The sequence below is a fragment of the Armatimonadota bacterium genome, from assembly GCA_036504095.1.
In the GTDB taxonomy this organism is placed as follows: domain Bacteria; phylum Armatimonadota; class DTGP01; order JAKQQT01; family JAKQQT01; genus DASXUL01.
On sequence record DASXVS010000026.1, the window covers coordinates 53,920 to 73,707 of the forward strand.

Sequence of the window (19,788 nt, forward strand, 5' to 3'; positions counted from 1 at the left end):
TGTCAGGAGAAATGCCCCATGAAACTGAGGAGTATTCGTTCATCACTGATGAGGCCGGTCGCACTTGTCCTGCTCGTCGCCGCGTTCGGAGCGGCGGCATCTGTATCGTCCGCGGCCATTCTGCGGGTGAATCCCGCGGCCACTGTCACACCCGCGACCGGTGCCACGTGGGACGCCGCGTACAAAACTATCGGACCCGCCGCGGCGGCCGCAGCAGCGAACGATGAAATCTGGGTAGCCGCCGGCACATACAACGAACACATCACGTTGAACAGCGGCGTCGCCCTTTACGGTGGATTTGCGGCCACTGAAACCCTACGCACTCAGCGCGCGCCCGCCGTCAACGTGACCGTCATAGATGGCACGAATAATGGAGACTGCGTCGTCATCGTCAACGGCGCGGTCGCCGCCACAATCATCGACGGTTTCACGATCCAGCACGGCAACAATGGCGTCAACGCAAATGCCGGAGCGGCGACCATTTCCTCCAACACCATTCAACTCAACAATACCGACATTACGTTCAACGGCGGCTCCCCCGTTCTTAACGGAAACAAGATTCTGACGAGCGCCGGACACGGCATCAACTTCTCCGGAGGATCCCCGGTTATCACCGCCAACACAATCCAGGGCAACCGCAACAGCGGCGTATTGGGGACCGGCGGCAGCGCCACCGTGAACAACAATACGGTTGCGGACAACCGCGACTATGGAATTCGCTGCGACGGTACTCCATTGTCCATCAGTGGCAACGCCATCTCCGGCAGCGGTTCCGGGGCGGCAGCCGGGATCGCCGCGGTATACTGCGTGCTCAGCGCCGGCGCCGTACCCGCCATCAATGGCAACACCATCACCAACAACAACGGCAGCGGCATTTCGGTGACCTCCGGCAGCGCAACCATCGCAAACAACATCATCAAAGGCTGCACAGGCACGCAGGGCGGGGCGGTCTTCTGCTCCGGCGGCACGCACGTTATCAAGGATAACGTGATGGCGATCAACTCCTCGTTCAACGAAGGCGGCGCTATCTACAGCAAGAGCGCCACAGTGAACGTGCTCAATAATACCGTCGTCGCAAACTCGGCGGGCGGCAATGGCGGCGCGCTCTTCGTGGACGGCGGTGTCGTAACCGCCGTGAACAACATTTTCGGCTACAACGCGCCGGGCATCTGCCGCATCAACGGTACCCTGGTACTCCGCAAGAACGACGTATACGGCAACCTGGTCTACGCGTATTCCGGGGTCAGCGCGGGCGCCGGGGACATCAGCACCGATCCCCAGCTCGCCGGCCCGGTCTCCCGTGACCTCCACATACAGCCGTCCTCGCCCTGCAAGGATGCGGGCGACAATACCGTTGTCGCCCCCGGCGACACGGACATGGACACCCAGGCCCGCATCCAGAACGGAATAGTCGACATCGGAGCCGACGAATCCGATGGAACGGTGTACACGATTCCCACCCCGGTCATCTATGTGGAGCCGGCGGCGGACGGCGGCGATGACACAAACAGCGGCGCGTCCTGGGCGCTGGCCAAGGCGACCGTCCAGGCGGGAATCAATGCGGCGGCCGGCGGCGGCGAAGTGTGGGTCAAGACCGGCCAGTACGTCGAGCAATTGACGCTGAAGAACGGCGTCTCGATGTACGGCGGGTTCAAGGGCATTGAAACCGATAAGAGCCAGCGGGACGGCAAGTTCATAACCGTCCTCGACGGAGGGAACAGCAATGCCGTCCTCACGATACCCGTCGGCGTGGGCTCGCCGGAAACCATCGACGGCTTCACCATCACCAACGGCAAGTCGTACGGAATCAACGCCACCCTTGCCGGCCTGGCCGTGACGAACAACGTGTTTTTCGCGAACGGATCCGGCATCACGGCGGCGAACAGCGGTCTGTTCCTGGACCGCAACACGATCCGGGACAACTCCGGCCCTGGCGTGAAGGCCACGTCGTGCACCGTTACCGCGACGAACAACACGATCAAGACCAATAGTGGCGGCTCCGGCGGGTACGCATTCCTGTGCTATACGGGAACGAATCTGACGGCCGCAAACAATTCGATGCAGGGCAACCAGTACGATGCGGCGAACGGCGACTCCGGAACGCTGAACCTCAGCGGCAACCAGATTGTCGGCAACGGCCGTGGAGTCGCCTGGACAGGCTTTGCCACCATCGCGAACAATACGTTAACCTCAAACGGCAGTTATGCGATCGGCGTCACCGGTACGCTTGTCTCCACAAATAACACGGTAACCGGAAACTCAGGCGGTATTTCCTGTAACGGGTCGATCACGGCCACGGGCAATACGGTTACGGGTTCAGGCTCTGCGTATAACGTCGGGGCCATTGACTCATATGGGAACGCCGTCATCACAGGCAACACCGTAGACGGTAACGGCACCATCGGAGTCGTGTGGGTCGCCAAGGACGCCTCGTCCACCGGCGTCATCACGGGAAATACCATCACGCACAACACCGGTGGCCCGCGGAGTGGAAACGGCGGCGGCATGTACATCTCCGGCAACGCGCCCAACGTTCAGAACAACGTCATCGCCCGCAACAGCGCCAATAACGGCGGAGGTATCTTCCTCGATAACACCAGCGCTACGATCGCCAACAACCTGATCTACGCCAACGGAACGCCGTACGGCGGCGGGGGCATGTATGTCAGCCAGGGTCAGCCGTCAATCGTCAACAACACGATCTCCGGAAACTCGTGCTCGGCGAACGGTGGCGGTGTCGTGTTCGACAACACGAAACCGCTCGTGGCCAACAACATCGTGGCATACAACACATCCGGCATCTTCCGAACCGCCAACAGCACTTTGAACCTGAGCCACAACGACGTTTGGGGCAACTCGGGCGCCGACTATCAGGGATTTCCCGTCGCCCCAACCGGAACCAACGGCAACCTGAGCGTGGACCCGATCCTGAGCGGTCCGCCGTCCCGCGATCTGCACATTGAGCCAGCCTCGACGCTCCGGAATGCCGGGGACGCGACAGTGGTGCAGGTGTCCTGGGTCGATATGGACGGCCAGCCTCGCACGACGGCCGGCAAAGTCGATATCGGCGCAGACCAGTCGGACAACGTGTCGCACGCAGTTACGCCGACGGTCGTTCGCGTCAACCTTCTCACCGGCAACGATGCCAACGACGGCACCGACTGGACGAAGGCGAAGGCTACCGTACAGGGCGGCATCGCCGCGGTGGCCGGTGGCGGGGAGGTCTGGGTGGCGCAGGGCACCTACCACGAGCGCATCACCCTGCTCTCAGGCGTTGCCGTATATGGCGGCTTCGTCGGCAATGAAACCAACCGGGCTCAGCGCGACTTCGTCGCGAACCTCACAGTCCTCGACGCTGACCGAGCGGGCGACGTCGTCACGGTGCCTTCCAGCCAGGGCGCAACGCAAACCATCGATGGCTTCCGCATCGGCAACATCACAAACGGCAGTACCTTCACGGGCGTTGTCGTTTATGATTCGGCGATTGTCCTCAATAACGATGAGATTACCCTCAACCAGAGAGGAATCTACGGGTCCGGCGCGGTGATCACGCTCACGAACAGCACCGTCACAAACAACCAGATCCACGGAATGCAATGTGACACAAACTCCTCTGTTACCATCGACCACACCGCCATCCTGGGTAATGGCCAGTGGGCCATCGACTCGGATTCCGGGACGGTCAACGCCAACGCGTACACGCAGATGAGTAATGGTTACGGATTCTATTGGAACAGCGGATCCATCACCGTGACGAACAGCACCTTCGATTCGAACGGAATCGGCCTGTATGCGAACGGAACGGTGCGCCTGCTGGGCAATCTCTTCCAGAACAACGGCAGGGCGGCGGGCTACAACGTTGTGACCGCAAATGGTTTCGTCACGATAGATCACAACACCATCATCAACAACGGCAGCACCGGCCTTTCGGTCAGTGCATCCCAGCCGGTTCTGAGCGGTTACACGGCCACCATCACGAACAATCAGGTCTCCGGGAATTTCGTCAACAACTCCGTCGGAGGAGTCTACTGTGGTATCTCGGGAACGGCCACCGCACTGATCCAATCAAACCAGATCACCGGAAACAGCAACACGTACTCAAATGGCTCCGGCGGCGGGCTCTACCTGGATGGGTCACCGGAAGTTCAGGACAATCTCATCGCGGACAACAGCGCGGGCTACGGCGGCGGAATCTTCGTTAACAAGGGATCGCCCCTCATCGCCAATAACGCGGTGTCCAGCAACGTTGTATCCGCCAACGGCGGCGGCATCTACCTCTACCAGGGTGTTCCTACCCTCATCAACAACACGGTCGCTTCCAACAGCGGAGGCACAAGCGGCAACGGTGGCGGAATCTATGCGGATAGCACGACGGCTACCATCGCGAACACCATCATCGCGTTCAACACCTCCGGCGGGCTGTTCAAGTCTACAAACAGCGCCATCAACCTCAGCCACAATGATGTGTACGGCAGCCTGCCTTACGACTATGGCAACTACGCCACTCCACCGACAGGCTCCAACGGCAACATCGCAATCGATCCGCAGCTCGTGCAGCCGACGGCGAGAAACCTTCACATTCAAGAGACTTCGCCCTGCCGAGACGCCGGTGACAACACCGTCCTGGTTGCCGGGTGGGTGGATATCGACGGACAACCGCGCGTTCAACCCGTTGGCGGGATTGTAGACATCGGGTGTGACGAATCGGACGGCACGCACTACGTCGTCGTTCCAATCATCATCCGGGTCAATGGCCTGACGGGCAACGATACGAACGACGGTTCCACGTGGGCGCTGGCGAAGCGCACTATTCAGGCCGGCATCAACGCCGCCGGCGGCGGGGGCGAGATCTGGGTGGCGGGGAACCGTACTATCCCGGTGACGGCATACACGGAACGCATCACGGTGAGAAGCGGCGTGGCTCTCTACGGCGGCTTCCTCGGTAATGAGACCGCCCGCCCGCAGCGCGACCCGGTGAACAACCCCACTGTCATCGATGGACAGAGCGGCGGCAACGTGGTCACGGTCCCCTCCAGCGCCGGCGCAACGGAAATCGTGGACGGTTTCACGATCGGCAATAAGACCAGTGGCAGCCAGTATGTCGGCATCGCCTGCGCGAACGCGGCGCTCACGCTGAACAACGATGTCCTTACTCTCAACACACACGGGCTGTACGGCGACGGCGCCGTTCTGGTCGTGACCAATTCCACACTCAAGAACAATTCCCAGCAGGGCATCTACTGCGTCAACAACTGCTCGCTCACGCTCTCCGACTCGCTGCTCAGCGGGAACGGTGGGCACGGGATTTACTCCACAACCGGCACGCTGAACGCCGACAGGGTCGTGTCCCAGGACAATACATACAGCGGCATCCAGTGGGAAAACGGCGTTTCAAACGTTGCTGACAGTACCATTCAGCGCGACGGCTACGGCCTGTACCTAAGCGGCACAACGATCGTCGTTCACAATACGGTCCAGAACAACGTGGGACGGTCAAGCGTGCCTGGGGTCTACGTCAACGGGTTCGCCACCGTGGACAACAACCGCATCCTGAACAACGGAGGGGGCGGCCTGCAGGCGACGGGCGGGCAGCCCGTTCTCACCGGCTACACGATCAACATCACCAACAACACCGTCACCGGAAACAACCAGAACAACGGCACCGCCGGAGTGTTCTGCGAGCTGGACAACACCGCCACAGGCCTGATTCAGAGCAACACGATCAGGAACAACTACAACACGTATTCGCAGGGGTCCGGCGGAGGCGTGTTCCTTCGGTACGGCGCGCCTGTCGTGCTCAATAACAATATCTCGAACAACAGCGCGGGATATGGTGGAGGCGTATTCTTCGACCGGACGAACGCGCTCTTCGCGAACAACATCGTTTCGGCCAACGGCGTCTCATACAGCGGCGGCGCATTCTACTGCAGCCAGGGTGCTCCGGTTATCGTCAACAACACGGTCACGGCGAACAGTGCCAGCCTCGACGGCGGCGCACTCTACTGCGACAACTCCACCGTCACGCTCAAGAACACCATCATGGCGTTCAACTCGCCCGGCATCTACAAGAACACCGCCGGCGTATTGACGATGGGGAATAATGACGTGTTCGGCAACGCGGACTACGATGCGAGCGGATTCGTGCTCACCGGCAGCATTAACCAGAATCCGATGCTCGCCGGCCCTCCGGCCCGCGATTTCCACATCCAGGCCAACTCCCCGTGCCGCAACGCTGGTGACATAGCCGCTGTGCAGACCGGATGGAAGGACCTGGACGGTCAAGCGCGTGTCCAGGGAACAACCGTAGACATCGGCGTGGACGAATCATACGGTGAGAACTACTCCACTGTGCCGGTAATCATCAGGGTCAAACCGTCCGGCAGTGATGCAAACGATGGGCTGTCCTGGGCAACGGCCAAGCAGACCATACAGGGAGGGGTTGAAGCTGCCGCCGGCGGCGGCGAAGTGTGGGTTGCGGGTGGTACGTACAACGAACTGGTTAACGTAAAAACCGCCGTGTCGTTGTACGGCGGGTTCGGCGGAACGGAAACTAACCGCACTCAGCGCAGCATTACATTCTTCTCGACGATCATCGATGGCGGCTCGGCCGGAAACGTGGTCACGGTTTCACTGGGAGCCGGCGCCACGGAAACCGTGGACGGTTTCACGATTCAAAAATCCGGCACCGGCGCCTCCGGGGTGGTCTGCTCCAACGCGGCCGTTGTTCTCGCCAACGACACGATCCAGCTCTGTGGATACGGTATGAGCGCGAGCGGATCGGTCGTTCAGGTGACCAATTCGTCGTTCAGCAACAACAACAATGGCGGCGGCGGCAATGGACGTGGCATAAGTTGCTCCTCCAACTGCTCGCTCTCGCTGACAAACGTGACGGTCAATAACAACCAGCAGGAGGCGATCTTTTCGGATAGCGGAATACTCACGGCCTCCAATCTCACCGCCAACTCGAACTACTACGGAGCCGTCAACTGGACCGGTTCAGCCACGATCAACGGAGGGACGTTCATCGGAAATGGCTACGGAGTCTATTCCAACGGAACCCTGATGCTGACGAACTCCGTCATCTCCAATTCCGTGAATCGGGGCGGAAACTACGGTGTGAATGCGATCGGATTCGTGACGATCGACCATACACGAGTGCTCAACAACTCCGGCACCGGCATCAGCGTATCAGGCGACCATCCGGTACTCACCGGCTACACGGTAAACGTGACGAACTGCACCGTCACCGGCAACTACCTGTACAACGGGACGGCGGGCGTGTACTGCAACGTAACAGGCACCGCTACCTCGCTCATCCAGGGCAACCTGATCTCGGGCAACAGCAACACATACGGCCCGGGCACCGGAGGGGCGCTCTACCTGGACGGGGCCGCCCAGCAAATGGTGCTGAACAACGCCATCGTGGGCAACACGTCAGGGAACGGCGCCGGGTTGTATTCCAATCAATCGAACTTCACCGCCGCCAGCAACCTGATAGCCAACAACTCCGTCACCCAGAACGGATCGGGGATCGGCGCCGGCGTCTACCTGAACAGGGGCACGGCTTACCTCATCAACAACACGATTGCCTCCAATGTCACGGCAGCGGGCGGTGATGCGGGCGGCATCTATGCGTACGAGTGTACCGCCACCCTCGCGAACAACATCGTCGCCTACAACCAGATCGGCGGAATCAGCAAGACCGCCGGTTCGGTGTTGACGCTCCGCTACAACGATGTGTTCAGCAACACAACCTACGCCTACAAGGGGCTTCCCGACCCGTTGGGCACCAACATCAAAGTGGATCCCCAGTTATTCAACGTGCCGGCAGGCAACTACCACCTCAAGTCCACTTCTCCGTGCATCGACGCCGGAGACAACGGGTCCATCCAGCCGGGCTGGGTGGACATTGACGGCAACCCGCGGCTCGGCGGAAGTGTTGTAGACATCGGCGCCGACGAATACACGGTTGGCTCCGCGATCACACTCAACGTCAGCACCCAGCCTGCCGGCGCTCGAGCCGGCGCGCTGTTCGTCACACAGCCGATCATCAAGGCCACCGACGCTATCCTCACGACAGACCCGACCTTCAACGGGCCGGTTACCGTTTCCATCAAGTCTGGAACCGGCGCGAGCGGTGCAACCCTGCTCGGGACGACCACCGTGATGGCCGTGAACGGCGTGGCCGTGTTCACCGACCTCGCCATCGACAAGATCGGGACAGGGTACGTCCTGACGTTCTCCAACCCGGTAATGGGAAGCGTGGACAGCAGCGCGTTTGACGTGCTGGTGGCAGGCTTCAACGCGGGCGACGTGGCGAAGGCTCTCCGGATTGCCGGAGGCTTGATCAACGCCAGCTCGGCCGATGCGGCGCGCCTCAATATCGAGGGCGCCAACCCCGGCAAGATCGATCTACTGGATGCGGTGCGCCTCGCGCGCAAGGTAGCGAACAAGGATCCGAACCCGTAGACCGGACCAAGGCTGCGGGAGGCAGGTGGCGTACGCGCCACCTGCCTCCCGCGCTTTTTGGTGTCACACTTCCCGCGACTAACGGACGTTTCGTACCCTTGACAACGCCCGTGTGAGAAGGGCTAACGGTATCAGCGCGATAACCCCCGCAGCCGGAATTGCCAGCAGAAGACGCACATCCCATATCCAGACGAGCACCGTCTGATCGCGCAGCACCGGTGACCACCAGACAACCGCGCCCGCGCCAATGCATGCCCCGGCGACGGTCGCGATCACCGCGGCGAAGCCCCACCGGAACCCCAGAACGCATCCGAGCGCGACGAGAGCGAAAACCACAATAACGCCGTAGAGCGCCGCCGAAATGGTGCCGACAACATCATGGTTGGATCCAAGCATCCAGCCCACTGCGCCGGCCCCGAGCATCACGAGCGCTACCTGGCCCATCCATTTCCAGACCTGGCGCATATGCGGCTGCTCGCGCCCTACCGGCGCAAACGCAGCGATCCAGCGCACGGCATAAGACAGGACTCTGGTGATCCGGACGCTCCGCTCCAGGATGTATGGCGGCTTGTCCGCGCCGCCGGCGAGCAAACTGACGGTCGTGCCGAACAGGTAGTTGACGTTGTTCGAGAAGGCTGGCTCATCGGCGTCCAGAATCGTCTCTTTGCCGAAACCGATCAATGAGGCGTTCGCCTGCTGAATTGCTTTCATCTCGGGGGTCACCGGTCTCATTGGTTGCCTCCTTCCTCGGTCTCCAACGGTCTTGAACGATGGATGGCTCCGATATGGGGTTCGTACGCCGGCGCCGGCCCCGAACGATCGCCCACCCCGCTTCGTGCATTGCCCACCGCCCATTGTCGCGCGGCCCTTTTTCCCATCCGGCCGAGCCGTTCGTGGTACAGATCGGCTTCCTGTTTCAGAATCGCGTTCTGAGCGTCATAGAGCGCATCTTCGTAGTCCTGTTCGGACCAGCCAGTCCCCTCCCGCTCGGAATAAAGGCGCATGGTGCGCAGGAGAATCTCACAGGCGTCAAGGCGTCCCCAGATGTAATCATTTCTGCGCCATCGCTCCTCCAGAAAACCCTGCAGGTGGCCAAGGCCTTCGCCGGCCAGTTTTCGCGCGGCGGGAGTCTCGTCAACCAACTCATCGCAGGTTATCAGATACAGGTTATTGGTATCGTTTGGGCTGACGCGGACGAGGTCGATGGGCCTCTTCCCGCCGAGATCCGATATCGCACCCAACACGTACCTGACCGCGTCCACCTTGGTGAACCGGGTCTGTGAGGCCCATCGAATGACGGGCTCCAAGCCACCGTCATCGTTGGAGCTCACGCCAAGCGGGCGGGTGTAGTTCAGGAGCGCCGTAACCTGGGCCGCGAACCCGTTGACTCCCGGTGCGGCCCCGCCGGCCACATCCAGACCGGACTCTCTGCGACCCCTCTCCGCCTCTTGAGCGATGGCCTCGAGCCAGCGGGCGAGCGCCGTCATTGGATTCGTGGTGGAGTCCGACATCAGGCGGGCTATAGCGCTGTTCTGGTCCGCTGCGGAGGTTGCGGTTGCCGGAACCTGTAAGAGAAGGCGGAACGCGAATTCCAGATCGTTCAGCATTTGAACCGTCGCTGTCCGGAACCTGCTATGGAAGCGAACGAGCCTCGAGTGGTAACTCGGCCAGTCGGTCGTGCCGGCGTCGCGAGGGCGGTCTCCTCGGCCCCCCGAGCCCACCGGGGGCGCCGAAGACGGGTCGACCGCGGTGTAGAGGTAGTCGTTGAGCTTTTCGAGTTGGAGGTAGAGCGCATATTTGCGGCGCGTGATCGCCCTGTCAACGCCGCCCGGATCCTGTGACGGGCGCGGCCGGCCGAGTGAATCGTTGATCCGGTCAAGCCGCCTGCGCACCGCGCGGCGCCGAAGATCGTTCCAGCCCACCGCCTCCAGCGCGGCGAGCGCGGCAAGCGCCACCGGCGTCGGGTCCTGACCCGGTACTTTACCATTGCCGTGCCGATAGAAGATGCCGGCATCACTCCCTGGGTTCAGGCGGAGGTGCAACGCGTTCCACGCTTCATTGATCGCGTGCCAACGCTGAATCAACGCGGGATCGTCGTCCAGCAGCACGGTTTCAACTCGCACCTGATTCAGGATGGTCGGAACTACGGCGTCGTGGTCTCGCCATGATCCATCCGCCAAAGCCGCGGGGTATCCGGCGGCATTCTCCATCTGCGTCGAAGAGTCGCGGAGCCACTGGCCGCCGAGTTGGCGCGTCAGTTCGTGGATTCCGCTCTCCTGTACCAACCTGCCAAACACTTTGCTCCGCCGGTTGAAATCGAGAAGATCGCGGATGGAGGGCCAGACGTTCCCCTTCACGCCCATGAAAGACACCGCCATCAGGACGTCCGCCAGCGCCGGCTCGCTTTCCCCGCCCGGATTCGCGTGGTCCACCGGTCGCCCGGGCGGATTCGGCTCGACGAACAGGATACAGCGGTGCGTGCGTACAAACGCGGGCTTGTCCCTGACAGCGTCAACCGCCCAATCCACCGGCTGGTTGTCCCACAGCCCTCCATCGACGTACCACACGCGGTCCTGTTCATCGAAGACAGGGCCGAACGCGCCCGGAAACGCCGCGCTGGCAAGCGTCGCCCTCGCGATCTGCGCCACCTTGCCGGGGTCGAGGAAGTCCTTCCCCGAAAACTCGATGACGTCGGAGCGCGTTTCCACGTCGATCTGATGGCCGATCGCGTCGCGTGTGGTCTCGCAGTGCCCCGCCAGATGCGTTCGGCACAGGCGGATGCACAGATCGAGCCCCTTTCCGGGCGGCGACCCGCTGCCTGCCGCAACGTTGCGGTTGAGTTCATTTTCAAGGACATCCAAAAGGATCCGGCTGTCCATCAGGCCGTCCGGGGCGTCGCCCTTGCGGAATTTGAGCGCTTCCACGTCGAGCTGGATGAGAAGGATGTCGTGATATCGCACGAAATCGGTTCCGCCGGCGAGGCAGCTTGCCAGGAGAGTGGAATTGACGGCCCCGGCCGAAGCGCCCGTGAGGATGTCTACAACCGGCCGCATCGGGATCTTGGCGAGGCAGGCGTAATAGCCTTCGGAACCGGATTCCGTTGTGGTGCTGGAGCTCTCGCGACCGGCGCAATGCGCGTCCCAGGCCTTGGCCAGCCTGAACACCTCGTGAGTAACGCCCGCTTCATACAGGACGAGCGCAATGGCGCCGCTCATCGCCAACCCCATCCGTATTTCGCTGGTAACGTCCGACGATGGCCGCAAAGGTCCTGCTGTGGTATCGAGCATCATTCACTCCCGTGCTGGAGAACATGTGGTTAGCTCGAATTGTATCACGCGCCGTACGGGAAGCGCTAGGACCACGCTCAACGAAGGTTCGGTTCAGGCGTCGATGATTTCGCGAACCAGAGGCCGCCGCACCGGCGGCGCATCCGAGATGGCGAATGCGGTCCGAAGCCTCTCGCGCGCGGATCCCGCCTCGCGGGCGGAGACGGAGTGGATGCGCGCGATAACGTCTCCGGCGCGGACCTCTTCGCCCGGCTTCGCCAGCCTGTCGATGCCCACATCCGGGTGGATAGCGGAGTCTTTGGCCAGGCGGCCGCCGCCGAGATCGCGGACTATCTCGCCGACGATCCGCGCATCACACGCCGACACGAACCCGGACCGGTCGGCCTTCAGTTCCGTGGTTGACGGCGCTGAATGGTCGCGGGCCAGACGGGCGTTGAATGCGCTCAGATCCGCTCCCTGTCCGATCAGCATTTCGTCCCATTTGCGGCGGGGAGCGCCGGAATCAAGGCACTTCGCCGCCATCTGTACGCCGTCCGCATCGGAAGCCACCGTGCCCGTCTGCACCAGCAGCGACGCCGCGCACGCCAGAGTAAGCTCACGGAGATCGTCCGGCCCGTTGCCGTCGAGGCAGTCAACCGACTCCCGCACCTCGACGAAATTGCCTACCGCCCGTCCGATCGGGGTGCCCATATCCGTCCAGAGGGCTCTCGTGTTCACACCGCATTCGGCGCCCAAGGCGACCATCGCGCGAGCGAGTTTGAGGGAGGAGGCCTCATCCGAGATGGAAGCGGCGGCCCCGAACTTCACGTCCAGCACAAGCGCGTCCAACCCCTCCGCGAGTTTCTTGGACAGGATGGACGCCGTGATGAGATGCGTTGAGGGGACGGTTCCGGTCGCATCCCGCAAGGCGTAGATTCGTTTGTCGGCCGGCACCATTTCCTCCGTTTGGCCACAGATGACGCACCCGATCTCCTGTACCTGCTCGATGATCCGCTCAACCGACGGCAATGCGTTATAGCCGGGAATGGTCTCCAGCTTATCGAGCGTACCGCCGGTGATGCCCAGGCCGCGGCCCGAAATCATCGGAACGCGGAACCCAAGGCACGCAAGCAACGGCGCAAGGGGCAGGCTGATCTTGTCCCCCACTCCGCCGGTAGAATGCTTGTCCACCACGGGACGGGGGTCTTCCGGGAAGGAGAGAACACGGCCGGATGTCCGCATCGCCATCGTGAGCGATGCCGTTTCGGCCGTTGACAGTCCGCGGAAATACACGGCCATCAGGAAGGCCGCCATCTGGTAGTCGGGGATGCTTTCCGCCGTATAGGCGGCGATGAGCTCATGGATGCTCGCCGCTGTCAACTCGTGGCCGTCCCGCTTCGCTTCGATGAGGGGCAGGAAATTCATCGGTGCATCTGCTCCGGTCCGAACGGGTGGGTGTATAACTCCTCGAACGGGAGCGTCAGAATATCCCCCGCTGTGTTCGCCGCATAGACAGTGCAATGGGGACCAAATTCGGCGATCACCTGGCGGCAGAGGCCACACGGCGGCCAAGGTGACGGCGCGTCGGTAACGACCATCACCTCAACAATCTCGATAGTCCCAACGGCGCTGACGGCCGCCACGATAGCGCTTCGTTCCGCGCAGATGGTCGCCCCGAACGAGGAGTTCTCGACGTTGCTGCCGGTGAACACGGAGCCGTCACTCAGTCGTATGGCGGCGCCCACATGGCAGCGGCTATAGGGTGCATAGGAATTCCCTCGCGCCGTTGCGGCGCGCCGGTACAGATCCTGCACCCGGGGAGAGCTGGTTTGAGTGGTTTCTGACATAGGTGTGTATTACATGCTCGGTTTGGCTGCGTATTGTATGTAGTTGTCGAGGAGTTTTCGCGCGACGATGCCGCCGCCGTTCTGCGCGTTGAGATGGCTCACGATGTCCAGTGTCGACAGGACGATCCTGCCCTTGCCGAGCGGAATTTCGCAGACAGTGGTCGAAACCCGCGGCTCGTTGGTATTCACCGCGCCGGCAATGGCCTGCTCCCCCTCCAGCATCAACCCATAGCGTTTCGAGGAGTACGCCGCCAGGTCTGCGTACTCCCAACCCAAGCCGGTGTTCACAGGCAAGCCCTTGAACAGAGGGTGCTGGCGCACAAACAGATTGCCGCCGAGCCATACGTCCCCGACGACCATTTTGCCGGTGTATTTCACCAGCCCGGCGTCGCTCAGCACCCTGGCCCAACGCTCCGTGTCGTCCAGAAAGACCGCGGTGGTCCCGTCCTCACGCACTCGCTTGAGGATATCGTCAACGCGGCGCTGTTCATGCGCGACGGCGGTCGGGGTTGACCATGACAGAGTCATCTCGGCGCCACCGCCTTCCTGGAAATACTCCAATTTGATGCTGTACGCGTGGCCCGCTTCCAGGTGAACCGGAATCGCCTTCTTCAACTCGGGGGCGTGCACGATCCAGTCGTCGATTACCAGTTGGCCGTCTACCCAGAGGCGCGCTCCGTCATCGGAACGTGTGCCGAATGTGTAATCGCCGGTTTCAGGCGGTGTGACGGTTCCCGTCCAGCGAACGCTGAAATTCTCCCCGCCCATTCCGTCCGCGGGAGGGCCACCCCACACGAAAGCCACACCTGGGTCAACGCGTGTGGCCGCGAGGGTTTTCAGATCACGGTCACTGAAATACTCGCCCAGCAATCCCGATCGGCCGTCAGTCGCGTGGAGCGCATCAGCCGGGATCGCGTTGCTCTTGTCCGGATCGGCGTCGCCAATGAGGATGTAGTCTAGTTTACCGAGTCCCTCTGAGTACTTCGGCAGTGTGGTACCCTTGGTGGATGCGATGTTGGCGGCGATCCGCCCGTCAAGTTCCAGCACCGCGCCGCTCGCCGGTACGGGCGCCGATTTCCAGTCCAGGGCCAGGATTTCATCGTCGCCTTCGGCACGCACAATGCCTTTTGCATCCTGTAGTTGAGCGTGAACGGTGTACCTGCCGGCGGACGCCGGAAGGTGGAACTCTACGTTCGTCACCAACGGTTGGCCGTATACATCGCCGCCCCGAACCTTCGCCGGCAGGCCGCGAAGGAACTGCGTCACTCCGCCAGGGCCGGTGAGCCACACGCGCAGTTCGTACTTCCCCCGCAGGTTCACTTCGTTCACCAGATGGAAGTCCACCGTCACGGTGTCGCCCGCATCGACCACCTTGTTCCGCACCTTCACCGCCACGTACACGGGACGGTTATAGCGGGCAATCAAATCCACGGGGCCCTTCGGGTTCCGCCAACAGTCCACGATGCCGGAGTGGTTTTCGTATATCTCGGATTCCCACCCGTTGACCGCGAAACCGTCCGATACGTTGGCCATTCGCACCGTTTCGATGGTGCGGCCATGGTAGTAGTACTGCGTTCGCGCCATGCCCAGCGTGAGGGAGTCGACGGTCGGGAAGTACTTCCGCAGCCCCTTGTTGTCGAGGTAGTCGGCGTAAGCCTGGTACCACTTGCGGTATTCGGCGCCATCCCAGCCGTCCTTCCCGGTCCGCGTGAGTTCGCTGTTGATAACGTCTAGGCGGGGCGGCGTGGAAATTGAGCCTTCTTCACCCCAGTACACGGTTTCCCGCGTGTTGGTTGTGTAGTTGTAATGGTCGGTCGGGCCTTTGTAGAACTCGCTGAGGTAGTTGCCGGGACCTTCCGCATTGTGATGATCGAACCAACCGGTGATGTGCGGCTTGCTATCGTATGGGAGCATATGGAGCTTGCAGGGGTCGGTCTCGCTCTGCGACGAACCTGATGTGAACGTGATGATGCGTGTCGGGTCGATAGCGTGAGCGTCAGCCATGTCCTTCCCCTGATGCGGCAGTGGCGGCCTGGCTTCCTCGTTGATCATGTCGTATATGACCATACTCGGGTGATTTCGGTCCCGTTTGACCATTCGCAGCAGCTTCTCACGCGCCCACCGGAACGCGAACGCGTCGCCTCCGCCCGATACATATCCGCCGGGCTCCTCATATTGAAGCAAGCCCAACTCATCGGCGTAATCCATCACGATGGGCGGGCCGATGCAACGGTGGAAGTTCAGCATGTTCAGGCCGAGCTTCTTGGCGGTCAATATCTGCTTGCGCGCGAGTTCGGGCGTCGGGTAGAGGCCCGTCACCGGCCAGAAGCCCCACGAAATGGCCGTGCGCAGCACGATCCGCTTGCCGTTCAGGCGAAACACGGCGTTCTTGCCGACACCGTCTTGTCCGAACCAACGGAAACCGAACCGCTGCGAAACGGAGTCGATAACGCGGTTGCCAACGAGGATTTCGGCGTCGCAGAAGTACAGGTTCGGGTGGTCCAGATCCCATAGCTTGGCCGAACGAACGGTCAGGTCATGGGTCAGCCTGTTCTCGCCCGGCTTCAACTGCACTCCCTGGACGTTCTCTGTCTGAACGACGCGGCCCGTTTTCGCGTCGCGAATCCGAACCTGGACGCTGCCGTGAACGGCGATGGGCTTTCCGTTCTGTAGCGTGAGATCGACGCCTATCGACCGCATCGACGGCTTATTGCGCACGTAAATGTTCTCGATGTGGACCGGATCGGTAACGGTGACGCGAACGGGTCCGCTGATTCCGCCGAAGCCATGGCTGATCGGCATTGTATAGCGTCCCCAACTGTCGGCCAGCGGATCATACCAGGTGAAGTTGCCGCCATGGTCGGTGATGCGAACAGCCAGTCGATTTGCCTTGCCGCGCGCGAGTTTTCCCGTAACATCGACGTCGAACGGGGTGTTGCCGATGAGATCATACCCCACCAGTTCGCCGTTCAGGAACACTTCTGCGCGCTGCCGGACGGATGCAAAATGGAGGGTTACGCGGCGGCCGGGCTGTTGCGCCTGCAGGGTGAAATCCGTCCACCACCAGGAAACGCCCGTGTAGTCTCGGCCCAGGCGGTCCTGCCAGTATTCCTCCACGGTCCCGGGCACGGACACCCGCTCTCCCCCGGCGACCATGGCTTCCCACCCCCCGGTTGGCAGGTTCACCGGCAGCGACTTGACGTCGACGGGCGGAAGGTATAGCGTGTCGTTCTGCCATTCCGCCTTTGTGTCGAGCCACAAGGACCATCTGGCTCCCGACAGATCCTTCTCAACGCGCTGGGCGTGGCTGGGCATCGCGCACAGCACCAACGCGGCCGCTGCAGCAATCAGGCATGCATTCATGGTTTGACCCTTCCCTATCCGCAGTTTGGATGTTGAATCGCCAAGTGTCAATCCTGTGCTTGAACGGCGCTTGTGCTGTTCACCTGACTCCGCCATTTCACGCACCTGGGAGGAATATCATGTCCACTTTGCGCGTTACACGCGTCTCGACGGAAGGGCTCGTCAATCCGCTCGGAATCGATGAACGCGCTCCGGCCTTCGGGTGGCGGCTGGAGTCCGGTCGTCGGAACCAGGCGCAGACCGCATATCAGATTCGGGTGGCGCCGAGCCCCCGCCAATTGGCGGACGGTGAAACTCAAACGTGGGATTCGGGACGTGTAATGTCTGCCGAGTCTGCCTGCGTGGAATACGGCGGCCCGGTCCTGTCTTCGCGCACTCGGTACTACTGGACTGTGCGTGTGTGGGACGGCGGAGATGAACCGTCCGCATGGAGCGAGCCAGCCTGGTTTGAGACGGCGTTCCTTAAGGCTTCCGACTGGTCGGCGAAGTGGATTGGCGCCCCGAGCCCCGCGGACGGCAAGACGTCGCCCGCGCCGATGATGCGGCGTGAATTCACTATCGACGGCCCCGTCAGGAATGCGCGACTGTATGTCTGCGGCTTGGGGTACCACGACGTCTCGATCAACGGCCGGCCGGTCACTGACGAAGTTCTCGCCCCGGCCTTCACTCCATTTCACAAGCGCGCGGAGTACCTCGTCCACGATGTCACGGAAGCGCTGAGACAAGGGACTAATGCCGCCGGCGTGACACTGGGCCGCGGCTGGATGGGATTGGCGACTCCCAGTGTCTGGGACCATGCGCACGCGGTCTGGCATCACGAGCCTTGCCTGTTGCTCCAACTCGAGATCGAGCACGAGGACGGTTCTCGGACGACGATTGTCTCGGACGAGAGTTGGCGCGTCCACGATTCGCCCTCGGTACGGGACTCCATCCTTACCGGCGAGACGTACGACGCCCGTCTGGAACAACCCGGCTGGGACGCTCCCGGCTTCGACGATTCGGCCTGGCGGCCCGCGCAGGTTGTCGAAGCGCCGACGCAGCACCTCGTCGCGCGCCGGCACGAACCGATCCGTCGTATCGAAGCGATCCGCCCGGTTGCGGTGAGCTCACCCCGGCCCGGTACGTGGGTGTTCGATGTGGGTGTCATGATCGCGGGGTGGGCCCGGTTGCGCGTCGAGGGCGTTGCGGGCACAACGGTTGAAATCCGGTACGCCGAGAGGCTGCGCGAGGACGGCGCCGTTAACAACGACAACGACATCATCTACGAAGAGATACAGGTAGATCGGTACACGCTGCGGGGAAACGGCCCGGAGTGCTGGGAGCCCCGGTTCAGCTATAAGGGATTCCGCTATATCCAACTCGATGGTTATCCGGGCACACCCACGCTGGATACCCTCGAAGCCTTCATCGTGCACTCCGACGTGGAAACCCTGGGCGGCTGGGAATCATCAGACGAGTTGCTGAACACGATTCATCGCATCACCGGTCGGTCTATCCTCAACAATCTGCACGGCATTCCCACCGATACGCCCGTCTACGAGAAGAACGGCTGGACCGGGGACGCCCATCTCACGGCGGAGCCCGCGCTGCGCAACTTCGGCATCGCGCGCATCCACGCGAAATGGCTGGACGATATAGCGGACAGCCAGCGCGACGACGGCCTCGTCCCGCTTATCATCCCCTGCCCTGGCTGGGGAAATGCCGATTCGCCGGAATGGGGCAGCGCATACCTGCTGGTAGCGTGGTATCTCTACCAGGCGACTGGCGACATCCGGATTCTGAAACGGCATTTCGCAGGAATGGCCCGGTATGTGGAGTTCCTGGCCTCGCAAGCGGTTGATTGCATCAGCCCGAGTTGCCTCGGCGACTGGCTGCCTCCCGGATACGACAATCGCGATCCGGAAGGCCCGGCGGTCTCGGCGTCCGCATACACCTTTACGGATTCCCGGCTCCTGGCCGTAATGGCCCGCACTCTGAGAATGCCGGACGACGCCGCGCGCTTTGACGCGCTCGCCGACCGCATCCGTGACGCCGTGAACTCGCGATTCCTCGACAAGGGCCATGGCGTGTACAGCACGGACCGGCCGGAGGTGGGCTACCGGCAGACTCCCAATGTGCTGGCCGCAGCATTTGGCATCACACCACGGGATCTGGTCCCCCGGGTGGTGGACCGACTGGTCGAGGACATCCACGCAAAGGGCGATCACCTGGACTGCGGGATTCTCGGCACGAAGTGGATACTGCCCTTGCTGACCGAAAACGGGCACGTGGACCTGGCCTACCGCATCGCAACGCAGCGCACGTATCCCGGTTGGGGTTTCTGGATCGATCGGGGGGCGACAGCGCTGTGGGAGGCGTGGGACCTCAACTCGCGTTCGCTCGATCACCACATGTTCGGTTCGATAGACGAGTGGTTCTTCAGATACCTCGCCGGCATCAACATCGCCGCGCCGGGTTACCGCGAGATCGTGTTCAATCCGTATTTCCCGGCCCGGCTGATCAGCGTCCGCGCGCAAACCGAAACAGTGCGCGGCGAAGTCGCCTCAGAATGGACGCGTGCGGACGGGGCCATTCACCTCGACGTCACAGTGCCGGTGAACGCCGCTGCGCGCGTGTGCCTGCCTGCGGAGGCCATTGAATCCCCTTCCAAGGCGATCGCCATTGGCGAGCAGCACACGCGGAGCGTTTACGCCGTCGGTTCCGGCAAGTGGCATTTCGCCGTCCACACGTAGCCGTATGATGCTGGCGCCGCTATGCCCGGTGACCCACGGACCCCTGGTGCGCAGAGGTGAGTCTATCCCAGTAGCACCCGGAGGAATCGCTTCCGGGAAAAGGAGAGACCG

At 61.9% G+C, this 19,788-nt stretch carries 7 protein-coding genes; 2 read left to right on the forward strand and 5 right to left on the reverse strand.

Features of this window, described 5'->3' with window-relative positions:
- Positions 1 to 18: 18 nt before the first annotated feature.
- Entirely contained in the window at positions 19 to 8,469 is an 8,451-nt protein-coding gene (locus VGM51_05485) for a right-handed parallel beta-helix repeat-containing protein (protein HEY3412500.1), read from the forward strand.
- Between the two features lie 78 nt (positions 8,470 to 8,547).
- Here the strand turns inward: VGM51_05485 and VGM51_05490 are convergent, their stop codons facing one another.
- The 5 genes from VGM51_05490 to VGM51_05510 all read right to left on the reverse strand — a co-directional run bounded on the left by VGM51_05490 (position 8,548) and on the right by VGM51_05510 (position 16,945).
- Positions 8,548 to 9,201, reverse strand: a complete 654-nt coding sequence (locus tag VGM51_05490; protein HEY3412501.1) for a hypothetical protein — start codon at positions 9,199 to 9,201, stop codon at positions 8,548 to 8,550.
- Complete coding sequence (locus VGM51_05495; protein ID HEY3412502.1) at positions 9,198 to 11,759, reverse strand: DUF3376 domain-containing protein; 2,562 nt, start codon at positions 11,757 to 11,759, stop codon at positions 9,198 to 9,200. Before VGM51_05495 ends, VGM51_05490 begins: the two co-directional genes overlap by 4 nt.
- Before the next feature lie 90 nt (positions 11,760 to 11,849).
- Positions 11,850 to 13,160 (reverse strand): thymidine phosphorylase, encoded by a 1,311-nt coding sequence (locus tag VGM51_05500; GenBank protein ID HEY3412503.1) that lies wholly within the window; start codon positions 13,158 to 13,160, stop codon positions 11,850 to 11,852.
- On the reverse strand, positions 13,157 to 13,582 hold the full coding sequence (gene cdd / locus VGM51_05505; protein HEY3412504.1) for a cytidine deaminase: 426 nt from the start codon (positions 13,580 to 13,582) through the stop codon (positions 13,157 to 13,159). The genes VGM51_05500 and cdd overlap by 4 nt, the downstream gene beginning before the upstream one ends.
- Before the next feature lie 9 nt (positions 13,583 to 13,591).
- The gene (locus tag VGM51_05510) at positions 13,592 to 16,945 is read right to left on the reverse strand and encodes a PA14 domain-containing protein (GenBank protein HEY3412505.1); all 3,354 of its coding nucleotides are present in this window, start codon (positions 16,943 to 16,945) and stop codon (positions 13,592 to 13,594) included.
- Between the two features lie 119 nt (positions 16,946 to 17,064).
- Here VGM51_05510 and VGM51_05515 point away from each other — a divergent pair, with 119 nt between their 5' ends.
- On the forward strand, positions 17,065 to 19,677 hold the full coding sequence (locus tag VGM51_05515; protein ID HEY3412506.1) for a family 78 glycoside hydrolase catalytic domain: 2,613 nt from the start codon (positions 17,065 to 17,067) through the stop codon (positions 19,675 to 19,677).
- Positions 19,678 to 19,788: the final 111 nt, after the last annotated feature.